Genomic DNA, 17219 nt, shown 5'->3' with positions numbered 1-17219 from the left:
CATCCAAGCCTCAGTTCGTCCAGCGATCGGCAAAAGCGAATACATGGCGGTAGTAATTCTCCGGATCCTTCGCCTTCGCCGCTGCGTGCCACGCGCCCTCGACCGTCAGCACTTCCTTCTGCGGTGCGCTCGACGCCGCCGCCAACTCCTGCATCATGCTGTAAGGTACGAGCAGGTCAGACGTGCCGTGGATGAAGAGCGTCGGCGCCTTCATGCGGCGCACGGCGTCGAGCGCCGAGGCGTCAGAGAGCGCAGCGCCCGTCTTCTTGCGGCTCATGTAATCCATGCCGCGCATGATGACGGATGCCGGCAGGTTGAAGCTCTCCATCTTTCGCACGAACATATCTTCAGCGCTCGTATAGCCCGAGTCCTCAATAACAGCGACAAGGTTCTGCGGCACATCGTCCCGCCCTGCCGCGAGAAGTGCCGTCGTTCCTCCCATGGAAACGCCGTGCAGCACGACACGCGCTGCAGGGTCAACCTCGGCAATGCGCGAAACCCATGCGGCAACATCACGGCTTTCGAACGTCCCCATCGTCACATATTTGCCTTCGCTCTTGCCCGAAGCGCGCAAATCCGGCGTCAGGACATGATAGCCGTGCTCGATGTACGCTTCGGCATAATCCCACGCATCTGCCTGACTGCGCCCGTAGCCGTGCAGCAGTACGACCCAGCGATGACTCGGTGCAGCGGGTGAAAAGTGTGTCGCCGCAAGATGCAATCCGTCGAAGGAGCGAAGCGTCCAATCCTCGCTCTTCGCCCTAGGCTTCTCCGGCAGATGGACATTGGGGTCGGAAAGACTCGCGGCGATGACGGGCGGCGCCAACGGATCGCCGCCGCTGCCGCGCTCCAAGGCGAGGTCGACGAAGTAGCCGTCGACAATATAGACGAAAGCGCCTACAGAGAGTGCCGCGAGCAAAAGCGTCGTCACGATACTTGTGAGGACGATGGTCGCAAGCGTCCTCATTTGCCCGCTTTCATGCGGTTGATGGCGCTGACGAGCGCCATTGCCGATGCCGTGATGATGTCCGTATCCATTCCTGCCCCCCATGTGACCTTGCCATTCTCCGCCGTAATGCCGATGTATGCCATAGCGCGCGAGGTTGAGCCGATTTCAAGCGCGTGCTCGTTGTACGTCAGATTTTTATAGGAAATGCCAAGATTTTCCTGCAAAGCGTTGCTGATGGCATCGAGGCGGCCGTTGCCGCGCGCCTGGTACGTCACGGGCTTGCCCTCGATTTCCATGTGCACCTCGCCCGCGCGTACGCCGTCCGGCGCCTTGCGCAGTAGGAAATCGACGAGCCGCACGGGGGCATCGACATTGACGTACTCCTTCTGGAAAAGCTCATGCACCTCTTCGGGCAGAAGTTCCTTGTGTCCGCGATCGGAAACGCCCTTGACGAAGTAGCTGAGGTCTTCTCGCATCTTCTTCGGCAAATCAAGCCCGAATTTCTGCTCCAAGAGATAGCCGACGCCGCCCTTGCCCGACTGGCTGTTGATGCGGATGACGTCGCCGTCGTACTCGCGCCCGACATCTTTCGGATCGATATAAAGGTACGGCACATTCCAGAACTTCGGATGCTTCTCCTCGCGCCACTTCATGCCCTTGGCGATCGCGTCCTGATGCGAGCCGGAGAAAGCAGCGAAGACCAGCTCACCCGCATACGGCTGACGCGCGTGGACACTCATGCGCGTCACGCGCTCGTAAAGCTCGACAAGCTCGGGCATATTGGAAAAGTCCAGATCGGGATCGACGCCGAGCGCGAAGAGGTTCATGGCAAGCGTCACGATGTCCGCGTTGCCCGTGCGCTCACCGTTGCCGAAAAGCGTGCCCTCGATGCGCTCCGCGCCCGCCAAGATGCCCAGCTCCGAATCCGCCACGCCGCAGCCGCGGTCGTTGTGCGGATGCAGAGACAGTCGGACGGCGTCGCGGTACTTGAGATTCTGCGAAATATAGGCGACCTGCATGCCATAGACATGCGGCATCGAAAGCTGCACGGTCACGGGGATGTTGATGATTGCAGGGCGCTCCGGCTTCGGCTGCCAGACGTCGAGCACGGCGTTGCAGATTTCCAGAGCATACTCCGGCTCCGTGCCCGTGAAGCTCTCGGGCGAATACTCGAAGCGGTAGTCAGCGCCTGCCTTCGCCGTAAGCTCCGCGAGGAGGTTCGCTCCCTCGACGGCAATCTTCTTGATCTCTTCTTTTGACTTGTGAAACACCTGCTCGCGCTGCGGCACCGATGTCGAATTGTAGACGTGGACGATGGCGTTCTTCACGCCGTCAAGCGATTCGAACGTCTTCTTGATGATATGCTCACGCGCCTGCGTCAAAACCTGCACCGTCACGTCGTCGGGAATCAGATCGTCCTCTACGAGGCGGCGCAGGAACGCGAACTCCGTATCGGATGCGGCAGGAAATCCCACCTCGATCTCCTTGAAACCGATCTTCACGAGCATCTTGTAAAATTCCAGCTTCTCCTCCAAGCTCATCGGGATGATCAGCGCCTGATTGCCGTCGCGCAGATCGACGCTGCACCACGTCGGCGCCTTCGTCGGATGCTCCTTCTTGAGCCAGCTCAAATCTATCTCAGGCGGCAGAAAATACTGCTTCTCGTACTTTGTGAAATTCTTCATAAATAACGCCTCCTACATGCCTTTTCATAAAAAAAGCCTTTCATCCCCAAAGAGACGAAAGGCAATGCTTACGTGTTACCACTCAATTTCGCGCCGAAGCGCGCACTTTAACGGATACCATCATATCCTCCTGCTCTAACGGTCAGGCACCGGCTCCGCCTACTCCATGTCGGTTTCAGCGAGCTGCTTCAAGGCGAGTTCGACGGCGCTTCCTCTCCGCTTTCCACCAGCCAGCGGCTCTCTATTCATTCCACGACGCCTACTATTCCTCTGCAACGCATTTGCAATTTGAAGTTATGCTCTATAGGATAGCATATATGTTGTCACTGTGCAAGAAGAAATTTCCTAAAACAAAAGCCGCCCATTTCTGAGCGGCAACCGAGCCAAGAAAACATCCGGCAGGCGTGCCATGCCCCTGCATCTCTCGGGTTTCCCCTGTCATGCCATCAGCGTGTGGTCGACACGAAATTTACCACCTCAGATGTCTTCTTCTCTGCTTTTATCTTATATGATACTCTCCTTTCTGTAAAGGATTTTTTTATTTCGCAAATATTTCTCCCATTTCTTGCCACTTAATACATGATACGTAATAATCGAGTTCTTCCTCTTCGAATTATCGCTCACCACGGCTAATCGCAAAATGAGATTCAAACGTTTTCCATCGCTATGAAATTCCTTCAAAATCATTGCCGTATGTGGAAAAGCAGATGCCAATATATAGTCTGGATTCATAATCGCTTCTGCCAAGCGTTCCTTGAATAGGAAAAAATCATTCCCATGCTGAATCCGAACATGTGCCATCCTCTCTTCAGTAAATACCACTTCATCTGACTGTATATTCGCCTCAACGAGAGAAAACAGAGATTTATCCAGATTGCAAACGTGATGGATCATCAAGCAGCCCCTACGCCTCGCTCGTAAACCGCTTTACCTGTTCAGCGATCAATTCCTCGTCTTGGAAATAGTTGATCTTCATCGCCGCCTTCATCGCTTCGAGCGTTGCGGCGGCTTTTTTGCGCGCTTTTTCACTGCCTTCAGCGAGCACGGCGTAGACAGCGCGGATGTCTTTTTCAAGCTCCTTGCGGCGTGCGCGGATCGGTGCCAGCTCATCCTCTAATACCGCGATGAGGAACTTCTTGACCTTGACGTCGCCGAGGCCGCCGCGGCTATAGTGCGCCTTCAAGGCATCGAGATTCTCGTACTCGGGCAGGAACTTCTCGAAATGCTCGGGACGCGAGAATACGTCGAGATAGGTAAAGACCGTATTGCCCTCGATCTTGCCGGGATCTTCGACGCGGATATGGTCGGGATCAGTGTACATCGACATGACCTTCTTCTTCACTTCCGCCGCCGAATCGGAGATGTAGATACCGTTGCCAAGAGACTTTGACATCTTCGCCTTGCCGTCCGTGCCGGGAAGGCGCATCGCCGCCTTCTGCGAGGCGAGCAAGCTCTGCGGCTCGACGAGCGTCTCACCGTAGACCTCGTTGAACTTGCGCACGATCTCGCGCGTTTGCTCGAGCATCGGCTCCTGATCCTCGCCCACGGGAACGGTCGTCGCCTGAAACGCCGTGATGTCCGCCGCCTGGCTGATCGGATAGGTGAAGAATCCCACGGGGATGCTCGTCTCAAAGTTGCGCATCTGAATCTCCGCCTTGACCGTCGGATTGCGCTGCAGGCGCGAAACCGTCACGAGGTTCATGTAGTAAGCCGTCATCTCGAAGAGCTGCGGCACTTCGGACTGCACGAACATCACGGTCTTTGCCGGATCGAGTCCGCACGACATGTAGTCGAGTGCGACCTCGATGATGTTCTGACGAATCTTCTCAGGATTGTCCATATTGTCGGTCAGTGCCTGTGCATCAGCGATCATGATGTATATTTCATCGTACTCGCCCGAATTCTGCAGTTCCACGCGCCGCTTGAGCGAGCCGACATAATGTCCGAGATGAAGCCGCCCTGTAGGACGGTCGCCTGTCAATATGATTTTCTTCACGATAAAGCCTCTTTTCCTTTGATTTGCAAGGAAGTGTCGAATGTATGCACACTTCCAGACTCACTCTTTATTTTACCATGAAGCCCCAAGAGGTCAAGTCGAAGACGCAGACCGATTGGCTAGGCTTCTGTAAGGGCGCACAATGTCCACAAAGTGGACGTTTGTGCGTGTAGTTTACCATGACACCCCAAGAGGTCAAACCCAGAAGGCAGAGCGAGACGGCGAATGCACATCACCATGTACATTCGCCGCCTCGCTCTGCCTTGCGATATTTTCCTTCATCTCTTCACAATCAAGCATTCCTGCATGCCGTGCACGATTCATTCCGCTTTGGCAATTCCACCTCACGAAATTTCATCGTCAGCGCATCGTAAATCAGCAATCGCCCGACAAGAAGATCTCCGATGCCCAGAATATACTTGACAGCCTCGACTGCCTGCAAAGATCCCATGACGCCTACCGCTGCGCCCAGAACGCCGATTTCGCGACTCGTCGGCACTGTCCCCTCTTTGGGCACATCCTCAAAAATGCAGCGATAGCACGGGCTTTCTCCTGGCAGGACGGTCATGATCTGCCCGCTGAATCCCGTGATTCCCGCATGAGAAAAAGGCTTATGCAAGTGCACGCAGGCATCATTGATGAGAAATTTTGCAGGGAAATTATCTGTGCAGTCGAGAACGAAGTCATAGCTGCGGTCACAGAGAATATCCTCGGCATTGTCCTCCGAGATTCTCTCTCGATAGACGTTAACGCGCACAGCGGGATTAAGAGTGGCGAGCGTCCTCGCCATCGAATCTGCCTTCTTCCTGCCAACATCCGCTGACCGATGCGCTATCTGGCGCTGCAAATTGGAGAGGTCAACAACATCATCGTCGACGATGCCGACCTCGCCGACACCTGATGCCGCGAGATACATCGCCGCAGGCGAGCCAAGTCCGCCCGCGCCTACAATCAAAACCTTCGAGGCGAGAAGCTTCTGCTGCCCCGCCTCGCCAACGCCTGCAAGCAGCATCTGGCGCGAATACCGCTCACGCTCTTCCTGCGTCAACTGCTGCGTGCGCATTCCCTCATCGCCCATATCAGACGGCAACGACCTTGACAACGCTCGCACCGAAGGCTTCCTTCAAGGCGGGCAGGCACTCCTTCACGAGCATCGTGCGCTCACGCGCCGTGCGCACCGTGACGAGGAGCGTCGTACCACTCTTCGCGAGATTCTGCAGCGGCGCGAGGTACTTCTTGTAGCCCTCTTCCCCGAGGATGCCCTTCGCACGCGAAAGTCCTTCATGCACCTCCGCGCGAGCCGCAGGGATGCGCTCCTCGATCGGACTCATCTTTTCCGCCGTCAGATGCGGATTGTTCAGCAGCCACTCTTTTTCCATCATGGTGGATTCCTCCTCCCCTGAGGAAGCACTGATAAACTCAGCGATTCCTCTACAAACGATACGATATCACGACCGTACCATCATCAAGCTCTACAACACGTGCATGAACCTCGTAAAGCTCATAGATGAACTCCTCATTCAATAGCTCTCTCGGCGTTCCCTCACGAATGATATGACCGCGCCGCATGGCAATCAAACGATCGCAATAAGCAGCGGCAATATTGAGGTCGTGGATGGCAGCGATGACCGTGAGGTTCATCTGCCGCACGTTTTCCATGACCTGCAGCTGATAGCGGATGTCCAAATGATTCGTCGGCTCATCGAGGATGAGACACGGCGTCGACTGCGTGAGCGCACGCGCGAGCATCACGCGCTGCTGCTCGCCACCCGAGAGCGTCGCAAAGGAGTTCTTGGCGAACTTCTCCATACCCGTGAATGCGAGATACTTATGAGCGAGCACAAAATCTTTTTCATTGTAACGCTCCAAAATGCCCTTGTAGGGGCTTCTGCCCATAAGCACGACTTCGAGTACCGTAAAATCGAAGCTCGTGCTGTGATGCTGCGCGAGCACGGCCTGACGCATCGCCGATTCACGCACGGAGAGATCGCGCAGCTCATCGCCGCCCAAGAACACCTTGCCGAGTTCCGGCTCAAGCACGCGGTAGATGCACTTCAAGAGCGTGCTCTTGCCGCTGCCGTTCGGCCCAATGATGCCAACGGTTTCTTTGTCCTTGACTGCGAGATTGATGCGCTCGATGATCTTGCGACCATCAAGCGATTTTTCGAGATTTTCTACACGGATTTCCATAGTTTACCGCTGCATCAAACCGACCTTGATGAAGGCGATCTTGCCGTTCTTGACACCAAAGGTCAGATAGTGAAACGGATTGTCTGTCTGCCAATACGTGTAGTAGTCGTAGCCTGGCATACGGTGTTTCTTATGCTTCGTCGAGTCAACTGCACCCGTGCCATAGATTTTTTGCAGGATCGAAGCATCCATACCGACGGTCACACCTGCAGGCGTCGCCCAGCCGTTGTTTCCTTTGACGAGGACGGACTTCACGCTCATACCATCCGCCGATGGCACGATCTTCACGGTGTCGCCGTAGCCGAAGAGATGCTCGACGTAATGCGACTGCACATCTTTCATCGGTCCGTAAATGCTCTCCACATAGTCAAGTGACATTCCCGGCTCCACGCCGCCAAGTGACATATCCTGCGGCGTGATCCAATCGAGCCCTTCCGCACCGCATACGGCACTTCCAGCGGCGAGCGTCGCGCCCAGCAGCAAACTTGAGACAATTTTTTTCAACTTCATGAAAATACACTCCTTCTCCTATACAACAGTAAAAACAGCCAATCTACGTTTTTTCTGTGCCTATGCTTCACTTCCCCAAAGTTTTTCTGCCGTACCTTTTTCTTTCACTCTATCCACGGGGAAATGAGAAACTATCCTCAGAACGTATAGTTGCAGCTCAGCATGAAATTCGTCGGCGCGACGCGGTAGTTCGCGCCCGTATGCGACGTCACATCCGCGCGATCAAGCACGTTTTCCACGGTCAGGCGAATCTCGCTTCTTTCGTCGGGATGGTACGCTGTACTCCAACTCGTGAGGAAGTACGGCTTGCACGCATAGGCCGGCTCGCTCGAAGGCGACTGCACGCGGCCTGCGAGGTAGGATCCTGTAAGCGACGAGCTCCACTTGCCTTTCTTGTAAAGGACGCCGCCCGTAAGCTGCAGCTTGCCGAAGGTGCGCTCCCAATCCGCGCCCTTGCTGCCCTTCGTCTCGGGATTCTGCCATGTAACGCCCCAGTTCCACGAAAAGCCGTGCTTTCCTTGCGTCTCGCACGAAAGTTCCAGTCCCGTGTTGCGAAAATCTTCGTTCGTGTACTGGTACCTGTCCTCCCGCGGTTTCCAAGTCGCCGTGATGTTGTCCTTGACGTCCATGTGAAAGAGCGCCGCCGTCCACGTATGCCCTGCGTGCTTCGCCTTCCAGCCAATCTCGTAGGTAACGCCCGTCTGCGGCTTCAGATCCGGCGCAGGCACGAGGCGGCTGCTCGCGCCGTACATCTGCGCGAACTTCGGCATGATGAAGGACTGGCTGACGGAAAGATAGAGACTGTTTTCGTGGTCGAGCTTGTGCAGCCACTGACCCGAGGCGCTGAAATTATGATAGTTCTCATCGCGCATCGCCGCTGTCGTCCACGTCTCACGCATGCCAAAGATGCCTGTATCGCGCTCGGTGAACTTCTGCTCCCATTGACCGAACACGCCCCAGTTGTTTCGCATATAGCTCGCGGGGGTTTTCGTCGACGGCGCAGGAAGCGCCTTGTAGAGTTCATGTTCCAAGCTGAAACCGAGCACGGCGGTCGCCTTCGGATCGATCTTCCATGTGCGCTGCAGATCGACGCCGTACGTCGTATTGCGCTCACGCGTGTTGTACCAATCGCCGGGCGTCTTCGCACCCGTGCGCGAAATCTCTGTCGGCCCCTTCGCTTCCACCGTCCCCGTATTGAAGTAGAGGCTTCCTTTCCACGCATGATCGTGGTAATTGAGCTGGCTCACGTACTGCTCCGTCGTGTAGGTGCGCGCATGGAACGGATCGCCGAGGCGCACGCCCGAGGACGTGCGATCCACACGGTCGACGAAGCGCAGATAGGTCGCTTCCGTCTTGTAATAGCCGAAGAGGAAATCAAACTGAGGATTGATATGATATGTCAATCCCGCGCTCGTCTTCTCCACGTCGCGCAAGTCGGTGCGCGTCGAGCCGTTGAACTTCGTAGATATGACGTCCGTCTCGGCAAGACCGTTCAGATGCCCCCACTTGTCGTAATTGTAGTAGACGCCGAAGCGCTCGTCGCCTGCGCTCACACCGTACTGGCGCTGTCCGAAGTTGCCAAAGCCGACATGTGCCGTGTTGCTCGCGCCCTTCTTCGTGATGATGTTCACGATGCCGCTCATCGCCTCGCTGCCGTAGAGGACAGATCCCGACCCTTTGACGACCTCGATGCGCTCGATTTGATCGGCAGGGATCTGGTCAAGGTTGTACTTGCCGCGCCACGAGATGGGGCTGCCGTTCATGAGCACGAGCGTGCCGCTCTTGAAGCCGCGCACGTTCAGCTCGTTGTTCATCGTTCCCATCGAGGCGCCCGAAGGGCCGAAGGATTTGTAGGCAAAGCCGTTGACCTTGGCGAGCGCGTCCGCCGCATCAGCGGCGCCGCTCTCCTTGATGGCCTCGCCTGTGATGACCATGGTCGCCGCCGGCACGTCGATGTCGCGCTTTTCGCGGCGCGTCGCTGTCACGACGGTATCTTCAAGCGCATGATCGTCTTCTGCCGCTGCCACAGGCACAGCAGAAGACTCTTCCTTTGCTGCCTTCCCCGTCTGCTGCGGCATTTGCGCCGCCCAAGCGGGGACGGATGTCGCCATAAATGCAGCCGCGATGGCGAGAGTGAGCATCTTCTTTTTCTTGCTTTGCAAAATATAGCCTTCTTCCATAAATTCAGTTCAAGCGGAAGTGGAACGTCTTCGTCCAGACGCCGCGTGCACCGCCGTCGCCGGGGTTGAAGGTGAAGCGGTAGCCTGCAGCCACTGCCGCACTGTCCATCGCGGCGTAGCCCGAGGACGAGATGACGGCGACATCTTCGATCGAGCCATCGGACGCAACGAAGATCTTGATCGTGACGCTGCCCTCGACGTCTTCCTCAATGAGGTCAGGCGGATAGTCAGGGCGCGCTTCCGAGCGAAGGCTCGCCTCAATGCGCTCCTTGGGCGGCGGCGGAGGTGGTGGGGGTGGCGGCGGAGGCGGAGGCGGCGGCTCAGACTGACTGACTCCCGTACCCTTGCCGCCCGTGCCCGGTCCTTTGCCATCGCCGACTCCCGTGCCGACGCCTTTCCCTTCACCGCCTTGTCCCAGGGGATTGCCCGCATGTGCTTCTCGCTTCTGACTCGGCTTGTCCGACTCCTCGGGAGGTTTCTGCTCGATGGGAGGTAAAGTCTTGTCGGGTATCACAACCTCGTCGACGGCCGGAGTCGCTTCCACCTGCGGCGGCGAGCCGCCGCCTTCACTTCCCTCATCCTGCACCTCGTCGTAAATGACGACCTCGACGTTATCGCTCTTCTCTTTCATCGTCGCCACGGAAAAGACCCCGGCAACTGCCGCAATGAGGAAGATGATGAGATGCACACCGAGAGACGCGAGGAGAGCCTTGTATTTATCCCTCGTATTCTCCATTCGTCACTTGCCCCCTGCGCTTTCACCGGCAAGGCCGAAGCGCGTGATGCCCGCGCCCTTAAACTTGTCGAGAAGTGCATAGACCATGCCATAGTCGATATCCTGGTCGGCGCGCAGCACGAGGGAGAAGTTGCCGTTCCTCGCATTCTCCGCCTTGGCGCGCTCAAGAAGCGTCTTTTCCGCGATGGGCTGATCCTCAAGGAAAAGGCTGCCGTCCTTTTTCATCGTGACGACATAAGTCACGCGCATCTGCGTTTCTACATTTGCCGCCTTCGGCATATTGACGTCGACCGTCTTGAGATTCACCATGTAGAGCGTGCTGAGCATGAAGAAGACGAGAAGGAAGAACATGATGTCGATCATCGGGATAATAATGATCTCGGGCTTGTCGAAACCCTTCCTGTCCCTGAGCCTCATCGCGCTGCCCCCTCATAGGAAGAAAGCGCGTCCTTCGCACCCTCGACGAGCGAGAAGCACTGCTCCATGTCCGTCACGATGCTTTCGATGCGCTGCGTGAAGTACGCATGCACGGCAAGGGCGATGATGGCGACACAAAGCCCCATGGCGGTCGCGATCAGGGCCTCTCCGACGCCGCCCGTGATCGCCGTCGCCTGCCCCGACTGAAGATTGAACACGGAAAATGCCGAGATCATGCCGCTGATCGTGCCGAGAAGTCCCAGAAGCGGCGCCATCGTCACGATGACGCTCAAATAATAGAGCCGTTTCCTAAGCTTCGACAGCGCGATGCCCGACTGAATCTCCATGTAAGAGGAGACGCGAGATGAATCCTTCTTTACGAGCTTCATCGCCCCGAAAAGGATGTTGGCGAGTGCGCCGCGATGATCTTCGGCAAGTTTCCTCGCCCCCGCAAAATCATCGTTAGCCATGCACTGATAAAACTCCCGCGCAAAGGCGCGTCCCGTGTCCATGCGCGAAAAGTACATCGCACGCTCAATGCCGATCGTCACGACGAAGATCGAACAAAGGAGCAGCACATACATGATGGAGCCGCCCTTGTGGAAAAACTCTATGCCTGTCATAATTGCGTCCATGAAAAAATCCTCCTGAAATTACATAAAAGTACTCTTCTATTCCACCGCCGAGAGATGCTCTTCACGCCCTTGGGCGAAGGCATCCCCGTATGCGCGATAGGCGATTTCCTGCACGCCGAGCACGAAGTCCTGCGAACAGTTGTAGATGTAAGCTTCCGTCGGCTCTTCGAGGCGATGTTCGCGGATGGCCTTGACCGTCTGCAGGGACGGATCGTCGAAGTATTCCTTGCGGAACTTGTCGACGTCAAATTTCCCATGGTCGTTGTACGTCGGCACGAAGAGGATGTCGGGATTGATCTCGACGAGCTGCTCCTTCGTCATGACCTGCCCGTCGCGGATGCCGAGCGCCGACCTGCCGTTCTTCACGCCCGCATAGCGGCAGGCGTCGTCAAAGCTGGAGCCGATGCCGCCATAGCCCGACATTAGGGAAATCAAGACGACGGTCTTGCGCTCGCTCTCTGGGATGGCGCTGACCTTCTTCTCTATGCCTTTGAGATGCTCGTCCATCATCGCAAGGAGCTTTTCCCCGCGCTCGGGCACGCCTGCCGCCTGTGCGAGAAGCACAATCGTCTCCTTGATCTCGGCGAGATTCCTCGCGCCCTTGCAGACGACGACGGTAAGCCCCGCTTCACGAAGCGACGGCACGATGGCGAGGTCGCCCCAGTCAGGCACGATGACGAGATCGGGCGAGAGCGCGACGAGTTCTTCCACTGTCGGATTACCGACGCGCTTTTCCACCTTCTTCGCAAGATCGACAACATTCGAGCTTACGGGATCGTCGAGGAGGCCGTTTACCGCCGCCATATCTTCGGGCGGCACGAGACCGAGCATGACCTCGTCCGTGCTCATCGAAAGCGTGACGATGCGATGTGGCTTTGCCGGCACGGTGATGACCGTCCCTTGGCTGTCCGTAACTGTATAGCTTCCCGCGCCGCCCTGCGCCGTCTCCGGCACTGTACGGCACGCCGTCAGCAGCAAGCAGACGACGACTAGGACTAGAACAAAGAAACTTTTCTTCAAACCCTTTCCTCCTCCCACCGCCTGCGACAGAGCTTCCATAGCGGTAAAATCCAACTTTCTGCGAGGAAAATCATCCATAAAAAAGAGCCTTTCCCCCTCGAAGAGAAAAGCTCCCTTATGCAGCGGCGCAAAGGCGCACGGATGCAAAGAAGAATCCCCTTCCCATCGCTCGCAGGTCAAACGGTGATCGTCAAGCAGGCAGTTCTCCTGGCTCGGTTCATCGCTCGGCTGCGCCTTCCCAGGGCAATGCCCCAGTGACATCCTTGCAGCTTCGCTCCCCTCACAGTGGCGGGACCGCTCCGGCATAACCGGATTTTCTCTTAGACCCTTGCGGGTACCTGCTCCACAGCGTGATTTTCTCCGCTGTAACTTATGAAATTATAAATAGACTTAATTCAGACCCTATGCTACCGCAAAACTCTCGGCTTGTCAATGCACTTTAAGAAGAACGACAAGGGGCTGCCAAAAGGCAGCCCCTTCCCTTCGTCTCCTATGAAAGCTATGCTCAGCCCAACGACTGCAGAAGCATCGCTGCGCTCGCTCCGCTCGCAGCACCAGTTCGACCATTCAGCTCGGCTTCTTTCGCACCCCCAATGTGCTCTGTCCTCGTGCTGATGACCGTCGGATCTTTCTCGGCAGTCGTCGCCTTCGTCTTGTTCTCCGAAATGATTTCCGTCCCACGATAGACGGTGACGAGCACGGAACCGTCCGCCATCACCTTCGTCACGGTCGTCGTTTCTTCCTCGTTCTTGTCGCTGGAATTCTCGCCGCGCGGTGCGCCGCCGCCCGTTTCCATCTGACGCAGGATGGCGGAAAAAGCGTCCTTTGCCGCCTCGGGCTTCTTGTATGCCGCACCTGCAGCAGATGCGAAGCCATGCCCGCCAATCTTCCCGATCATACTCATAGAAAACACCTCCGTTTTCTGTATCGAAAGAATCGGAGAACTCCTTAAGGCGCTTCCTTTTCGGGAATCTTCCCATGAAGATTGGATGTGTGCTATAATATAGACGGTGCTACTACAACGGTGGCGGTCGATTCTTAGCCCTCGAAAGGGGGCGTTGCTTATGACGATTAATGATTTGATTGCGTTGCTCTTGGTAACGCTTTTCATCCTTATCGTTCTGAAAGCATAAGAAAACCCGCCTAGTCTTTGCCGGAAGAGGCGGGCTTTCTTAACCCAAATTTCTCTAGCGGGGCTGACCGTTACCAGTAGCACCTTTTCTACGCCTATTATACGACGTAAAGGCAGATTCGTCAAATTCCGCTGCAAAGGAGTCCTGCTCATGCCCCATTCTCCCTTCACCTGCGTCGGCTTTCCTCCGAGCATCGACGCAAACTGCACGCATATCATTCTCGGCTCGATGCCGGGCGCGGCGTCGCTCAGAGCGCAGCAATACTATGCCTATCCGCAGAATCGCTTCTGGCGGCTCATGGCGTATCTGTTGGAGGGCGATGAGCCGCCGCAAGACTATGCGGCACGGCTCCAGATGCTGCTCCGCCACCATATCGCGCTTTGGGACTCCATCGCCTCATGCGAACGTGAAGGCAGCTTGGACTCAGCGATTCGCGCGGCAAAGCCCAACGACTTCAGCGCGCTCCTCGCGCATTATCCGCGCCTCTCCACCTTCTGCCTCAACGGCGGTAAATCCGCCGATACTTTTCGCCGTGCCAACAAGTCGCTTCTGAAACGCGACGATCTCACTTTTCATGCACTGCCCTCGACGAGTGCTGCCAACGCGCGCTGGCGCTTCGACGACCTCGCAAAGGCATGGAAAAAGGCGCTTCCCCTTGAAGAGTAAGGGAAGCGCCCTTTCTTTTCGATGAGAGGGCGGCGCACGACGTACACAAAGTGAACATCTGCACGTACAGCTTACGCCTCGATATAAAGCGCCTGCACCATGATGTCGACCTCGCGCACGAAAAGTCCCGTCATGTATTCGACCTTCGCTCTCACGCGCTGCTGCGTCTCCTTGATGAGTGTCGGAATATGGCTGCCATAGGTCAGCACGACGGAACAGGAAATCTCAAGGCCGCGATCCTCATCGCCCTTCCAGACGTGGCGCACACGCACAGAACCGACCTTCGAGATGTATTCCTTCTCACATACGATGCGCACGACCATCTCGCGGATTGCCAGATCGTCAATAATGAGCTTGCCGTAATAGCTGAATACTGGGCGCACGATGGACTTCTCGCCGAGTTTGCGGCGGCGCGTGCGGTTGCGGCGGAAAAAGGACTGGATGGGATCGATGAGGAAGCCCGAAGCATGAGGCTTCAGCTCGATCGTCGGAACGGGTATGATGTGCTTGCCCTGCTTCAGTCGGCTGTCCCGTGCTTTCTGCATCTCACGCTGCGTCGCGATGTCTTCAATGTGGATAATCTGTTCGATCGTCGGCAGCTTCAGTATACGCGCGATCTTATAGACCATGTTCTCGGAAGTCCCAAGGATGAGGATGCGATGCGGCCTGCACTCGGCGATAGCAGAACGCACCTCTTCCGCATGTCCAGGCAGGACGAAGATGGCGCGGCGCACTGCCATGATCTTGCTTTTCTCCATCTTGGCGGAAGAGCCGGCGACAATCTTGCCGTCCTTGATCAGAATGCCATCATCAATGATGGCGTCCGCCTGATGCTGATGCGCCACGAGCAAGGCGCGGTGGCTTTTGCCTGTGCCGCTCGGACCTACGAATGCTATGACGTCCATATCTTTCTCTCCTGCTTCTTTAAGAAACTACAGCGAGGGGAATTTCCTGCGAAATCCTTGCAAAAAGGAATCCAGCCTCCTTAAAGGTTCATTCTCGGCTTATACAGCTTCTCCGCGAACGAATCCTCCACCGTGAAGATGCCGAGTTCCTGCGGATAGCGCGAAGCAAAGCCGTGGAAGTCTGATCCGCCCGTCACGAGCAGATGGCGACGCTCCGCCATACCAAGATAGCGCTGTGTATCGACCGTATCGTGCTGCGGATAAAACGCTTCGATGCCCTCAATGCCGAGGTCGAGCACATGCTCGACGAGCGCATCGTCGCCGACAAGCTTCGGATGAGCGAGGACGGGCGTACCGCCCGCATCCTTGATCAGAGCGACGATTTCTTCTGGCTCTAAGCGATAGTGTGAGACATAAGCAGGGCGACCTTTGGAAAGCACGGCATCGAACGCCTCGCGCACACTGGTGAAAAAACCCTTTTGCACGAGCGCCCGTCCGATGTGTGAGCGACTGATAGATTTGCTCGTACCTGCTATCTTCAGCACATCCGTTTCCGTAATGCCGTAGCCAAGTTCCTGCAGTTTCTCCACCATCTCAGCAAAGCGACTCCAACGCGCCTCTCCCACATCGTTCAGACGGTCCAGGAGATCGCGGCGATAGATGTCGACATTGTAGCCGAGGATATGGATCTCCCGCTTTTCATGATGGGCGCTGAACTCAATGCCCGGTATGATGCCGATGCCCTTCGCAGGCAAAAGCCCTTCCTCATAAAGATGCGTAACGCCATCCACGGTATCATGATCCGTGATCGCGACGTAGCGAAGCCCCGCTTCCTTTGCCGCCGCCACAAGTTCCTCGGGCGTCATCTTTCCGTCGGAATATGACGTATGCGTATGCAGATCGCTGGACACTGGAACCTCACTCCCTTGCTGAACCCATGCAAAGCTCTCAACGAGGCTCCACGATGAGCTTGATCGCCGTGCGCTCCTCGCCGTCGATCTCGATATCGGCGAAAGCAGGAACGCAGACAAGATCGATGCCATGCGGCGCGACAAAGCCGCGCGCAATGGCGATTGCCTTGACAGCCTGATTCAGGGCGCCTGCGCCAACCGCCTGCATCTCGGCCGCACCTGATTCCCGAATGACTCCGGCCAAAGCCCCCGCAACGGCGTTCGGATTCGACCTCGCTGAAACCTTCAAGACTTCCATGATCGTCTTCCCTCCCAAAAATCCTGCAGTGTCTTTCTGCCGATTCAGATTTTTCATTCATTATCAGAAGAACCATGCAACTTATCTTTCCATGTATTCTATACAAAAAAGAAAAATCCTGCTCCAAGGAAGCACGGATAAATTCAGTCGCCCATCTTCATTTTATCCGCGCTTTTCTAGCCTTTTTTCATGATGCGCTCGATGGAGAGCGTCCGATTCGTCGCATCGTCCACTTCGACGATCACGGCACTGTAGACGACTGGACCTTCCGCCACCTCAAAGCGCACGGGACGGCACGTCGTAAACTTCTCCAACACGCGGTCGATGCGCACGCCGAGCACCGAGTCCCAAGGCCCCGTCATGCCGAGATCCGTGATATAGGCGGTCCCCCCCGGCAGAAGACGTTCATCCGCCGTCTGCACATGCGTATGCGTGCCGACGACGGCATTGACGCGTCCGTCGAGATACCAGCCCATAGCAGCCTTCTCCGAAGTCGCCTCCGCATGGAAATCGAGGAAGATGACATCCGCCTCTTCACGAATCTCGCGCAGGATTCCCTCGATCTTTTGAAACGGACAATCCATGTCGGGCATGAAGACGCGGCCGGACATATTGATGACGGCGATGTTCTTCGCGCGATGAGGATAGATGCAATAGCCTTTCCCCGGCGCTCCGTCCGGGTAATTGGCGGGGCGAATGAGAAAAGGCTCGTCGTCGATGAACTCCAAAACGTCCTTCTTGTCCCAGACATGATTGCCCGACGTCACGATGTCGGCGCCTCCATGATAGAGCGCATCGAGCGACTTGCGCGTAAACCCCTTGCCTCCCGCAGAATTTTCCCCGTTGACGATGACGATGTCCACCGCCTTTTCCTTGCGGATTCCCGGCGTGAAGCGATCAAACGCCTCTCTGCCCGCTCTGCCGCAAACATCTCCAACCAGCATGACTCTCAAAACATAACCACCTCTCGTGCGCCCGAGATCTTCAC

The 17219-nt window shown here is 56.3% G+C and carries 19 protein-coding genes, 1 riboswitch and 1 other annotated feature; of the genes, 1 reads left to right on the top strand and 18 read right to left on the bottom strand.

The window, feature by feature from the left end:
• Positions 1-10: 10 nt before the first annotated feature.
• The 14 genes from RWS31_RS01470 to RWS31_RS01405 all read right to left on the bottom strand — a co-directional run bounded on the left by RWS31_RS01470 (position 11) and on the right by RWS31_RS01405 (position 13222).
• Positions 11-967 carry an alpha/beta fold hydrolase gene (locus RWS31_RS01470; RefSeq protein ID WP_314595514.1) on the bottom strand — a complete coding sequence of 319 codons (957 nt, stop codon included), beginning with the start codon at positions 965-967 and terminating at the stop codon, positions 11-13.
• Entirely contained in the window at positions 964-2634 is a 1671-nt protein-coding gene (locus RWS31_RS01465; RefSeq protein WP_314595513.1) for a 2-isopropylmalate synthase, read from the bottom strand. Before RWS31_RS01465 ends, RWS31_RS01470 begins: the two co-directional genes overlap by 4 nt.
• A 47-nt stretch (positions 2635-2681) precedes the next feature.
• Positions 2682-2919: a binding site (T-box leader), on the bottom strand.
• 219 nt (positions 2920-3138) lie between these two features.
• Entirely contained in the window at positions 3139-3528 is a 390-nt protein-coding gene (locus RWS31_RS01460) for a PBECR2 nuclease fold domain-containing protein (protein WP_314595511.1), read from the bottom strand.
• Positions 3529-3538: 10 nt separating this feature from the next.
• Positions 3539-4630: a tryptophan--tRNA ligase gene (gene trpS, locus RWS31_RS01455; RefSeq protein WP_314595509.1), complete on the bottom strand. Its 1092-nt coding sequence runs from the start codon at positions 4628-4630 to the stop codon at positions 3539-3541.
• A 292-nt stretch (positions 4631-4922) separates the two neighbouring features.
• Entirely contained in the window at positions 4923-5708 is a 786-nt protein-coding gene (locus tag RWS31_RS01450) for a HesA/MoeB/ThiF family protein (protein ID WP_399553725.1), read from the bottom strand.
• A gap of 1 nt (position 5709) precedes the next feature.
• On the bottom strand, positions 5710-6012 hold the full coding sequence (locus RWS31_RS01445; protein WP_314595506.1) for an RNA helicase: 303 nt from the start codon (positions 6010-6012) through the stop codon (positions 5710-5712).
• A 49-nt stretch (positions 6013-6061) separates the two neighbouring features.
• The gene (locus tag RWS31_RS01440; protein WP_314595505.1) at positions 6062-6820 is read right to left on the bottom strand and encodes an ABC transporter ATP-binding protein; all 759 of its coding nucleotides are present in this window, start codon (positions 6818-6820) and stop codon (positions 6062-6064) included.
• Positions 6821-6823: 3 nt separating this feature from the next.
• Positions 6824-7330 (bottom strand): hypothetical protein, encoded by a 507-nt coding sequence (locus tag RWS31_RS01435; protein WP_314595502.1) that lies wholly within the window; start codon positions 7328-7330, stop codon positions 6824-6826.
• A 137-nt stretch (positions 7331-7467) separates the two neighbouring features.
• Positions 7468-9510 carry a TonB-dependent receptor domain-containing protein gene (locus RWS31_RS01430; RefSeq protein WP_314595501.1) on the bottom strand — a complete coding sequence of 681 codons (2043 nt, stop codon included), beginning with the start codon at positions 9508-9510 and terminating at the stop codon, positions 7468-7470.
• A 4-nt stretch (positions 9511-9514) separates the two neighbouring features.
• Positions 9515-10246 carry a TonB family protein gene (locus RWS31_RS01425; RefSeq protein WP_314595499.1) on the bottom strand — a complete coding sequence of 244 codons (732 nt, stop codon included), beginning with the start codon at positions 10244-10246 and terminating at the stop codon, positions 9515-9517.
• Between the two features lie 3 nt (positions 10247-10249).
• The gene (locus tag RWS31_RS01420) at positions 10250-10663 is read right to left on the bottom strand and encodes a biopolymer transporter ExbD (protein ID WP_009646437.1); all 414 of its coding nucleotides are present in this window, start codon (positions 10661-10663) and stop codon (positions 10250-10252) included.
• A complete protein-coding gene (locus tag RWS31_RS01415) occupies positions 10660-11298 on the bottom strand; it encodes a MotA/TolQ/ExbB proton channel family protein (RefSeq protein WP_314595497.1) in 639 nt (212 codons plus the stop codon). The genes RWS31_RS01420 and RWS31_RS01415 overlap by 4 nt, the downstream gene beginning before the upstream one ends.
• 36 nt (positions 11299-11334) lie before the next feature.
• On the bottom strand, positions 11335-12318 hold the full coding sequence (locus RWS31_RS01410; RefSeq protein WP_314595496.1) for an ABC transporter substrate-binding protein: 984 nt from the start codon (positions 12316-12318) through the stop codon (positions 11335-11337).
• A gap of 179 nt (positions 12319-12497) precedes the next feature.
• Positions 12498-12675: riboswitch (cobalamin riboswitch) on the bottom strand.
• Positions 12676-12823: 148 nt separating this feature from the next.
• Complete coding sequence (locus RWS31_RS01405; RefSeq protein WP_294176843.1) at positions 12824-13222, bottom strand: hypothetical protein; 399 nt, start codon at positions 13220-13222, stop codon at positions 12824-12826.
• A gap of 379 nt (positions 13223-13601) precedes the next feature.
• On the opposite strand from RWS31_RS01405, the gene RWS31_RS01400 reads away from it, so the two are divergent.
• Positions 13602-14117 carry a DNA-deoxyinosine glycosylase gene (locus RWS31_RS01400; protein ID WP_314595494.1) on the top strand — a complete coding sequence of 172 codons (516 nt, stop codon included), beginning with the start codon at positions 13602-13604 and terminating at the stop codon, positions 14115-14117.
• Positions 14118-14188: 71 nt separating this feature from the next.
• Here the strand turns inward: RWS31_RS01400 and RWS31_RS01395 are convergent, their stop codons facing one another.
• The 4 genes from RWS31_RS01395 to RWS31_RS01380 all read right to left on the bottom strand — a co-directional run bounded on the left by RWS31_RS01395 (position 14189) and on the right by RWS31_RS01380 (position 17184).
• Complete coding sequence (locus RWS31_RS01395; RefSeq protein ID WP_314595492.1) at positions 14189-15022, bottom strand: Asp23/Gls24 family envelope stress response protein; 834 nt, start codon at positions 15020-15022, stop codon at positions 14189-14191.
• Positions 15023-15102: 80 nt separating this feature from the next.
• Positions 15103-15933 (bottom strand): PHP domain-containing protein, encoded by an 831-nt coding sequence (locus tag RWS31_RS01390; RefSeq protein ID WP_314595489.1) that lies wholly within the window; start codon positions 15931-15933, stop codon positions 15103-15105.
• A 37-nt stretch (positions 15934-15970) separates the two neighbouring features.
• Positions 15971-16231, bottom strand: a complete 261-nt coding sequence (locus tag RWS31_RS01385) for a stage V sporulation protein S (RefSeq protein WP_009646475.1) — start codon at positions 16229-16231, stop codon at positions 15971-15973.
• Between the two features lie 176 nt (positions 16232-16407).
• On the bottom strand, positions 16408-17184 hold the full coding sequence (locus tag RWS31_RS01380) for a TIGR00282 family metallophosphoesterase (protein ID WP_314595487.1): 777 nt from the start codon (positions 17182-17184) through the stop codon (positions 16408-16410).
• Positions 17185-17219 lie beyond the last annotated feature (35 nt).

The organism is uncultured Selenomonas sp., from assembly GCF_963528755.1.
Classification (GTDB): domain Bacteria; phylum Bacillota; class Negativicutes; order Selenomonadales; family Selenomonadaceae; genus Selenomonas.
The sequence above is the reverse complement of the archived record's forward strand: the minus strand, read 5'-3'. Positions and strand labels throughout refer to the sequence as shown.

Excerpts from the sequence above, each read along its gene's own strand:
- RWS31_RS01385 (WP_009646475.1), bottom strand. The coding sequence starts at position 16,231 with ATGGAAGTCTTGAAGGTTTCAGCGAGGTCGAATCCGAACGCCGTTGCG.
- RWS31_RS01465 (WP_314595513.1), bottom strand. The coding sequence starts at position 2,634 with ATGAAGAATTTCACAAAGTACGAGAAGCAGTATTTTCTGCCGCCTGAG.
- RWS31_RS01405 (WP_294176843.1), bottom strand. The coding sequence starts at position 13,222 with ATGAGTATGATCGGGAAGATTGGCGGGCATGGCTTCGCATCTGCTGCA.
- RWS31_RS01400 (WP_314595494.1), top strand. The coding sequence starts at position 13,602 with ATGCCCCATTCTCCCTTCACCTGCGTCGGCTTTCCTCCGAGCATCGAC.
- RWS31_RS01440 (WP_314595505.1), bottom strand. The coding sequence starts at position 6,820 with ATGGAAATCCGTGTAGAAAATCTCGAAAAATCGCTTGATGGTCGCAAG.
- RWS31_RS01445 (WP_314595506.1), bottom strand. The coding sequence starts at position 6,012 with ATGATGGAAAAAGAGTGGCTGCTGAACAATCCGCATCTGACGGCGGAA.
- RWS31_RS01435 (WP_314595502.1), bottom strand. The coding sequence starts at position 7,330 with ATGAAGTTGAAAAAAATTGTCTCAAGTTTGCTGCTGGGCGCGACGCTC.
- RWS31_RS01395 (WP_314595492.1), bottom strand. The coding sequence starts at position 15,022 with ATGGACGTCATAGCATTCGTAGGTCCGAGCGGCACAGGCAAAAGCCAC.
- RWS31_RS01450 (WP_399553725.1), bottom strand. The coding sequence starts at position 5,708 with ATGGGCGATGAGGGAATGCGCACGCAGCAGTTGACGCAGGAAGAGCGT.
- RWS31_RS01415 (WP_314595497.1), bottom strand. The coding sequence starts at position 11,298 with ATGGACGCAATTATGACAGGCATAGAGTTTTTCCACAAGGGCGGCTCC.
- RWS31_RS01430 (WP_314595501.1), bottom strand. The coding sequence starts at position 9,510 with ATGGAAGAAGGCTATATTTTGCAAAGCAAGAAAAAGAAGATGCTCACT.
- RWS31_RS01420 (WP_009646437.1), bottom strand. The coding sequence starts at position 10,663 with ATGAGGCTCAGGGACAGGAAGGGTTTCGACAAGCCCGAGATCATTATT.
- RWS31_RS01470 (WP_314595514.1), bottom strand. The coding sequence starts at position 967 with ATGAGGACGCTTGCGACCATCGTCCTCACAAGTATCGTGACGACGCTT.
- RWS31_RS01425 (WP_314595499.1), bottom strand. The coding sequence starts at position 10,246 with ATGGAGAATACGAGGGATAAATACAAGGCTCTCCTCGCGTCTCTCGGT.
- RWS31_RS01460 (WP_314595511.1), bottom strand. The coding sequence starts at position 3,528 with ATGATCCATCACGTTTGCAATCTGGATAAATCTCTGTTTTCTCTCGTT.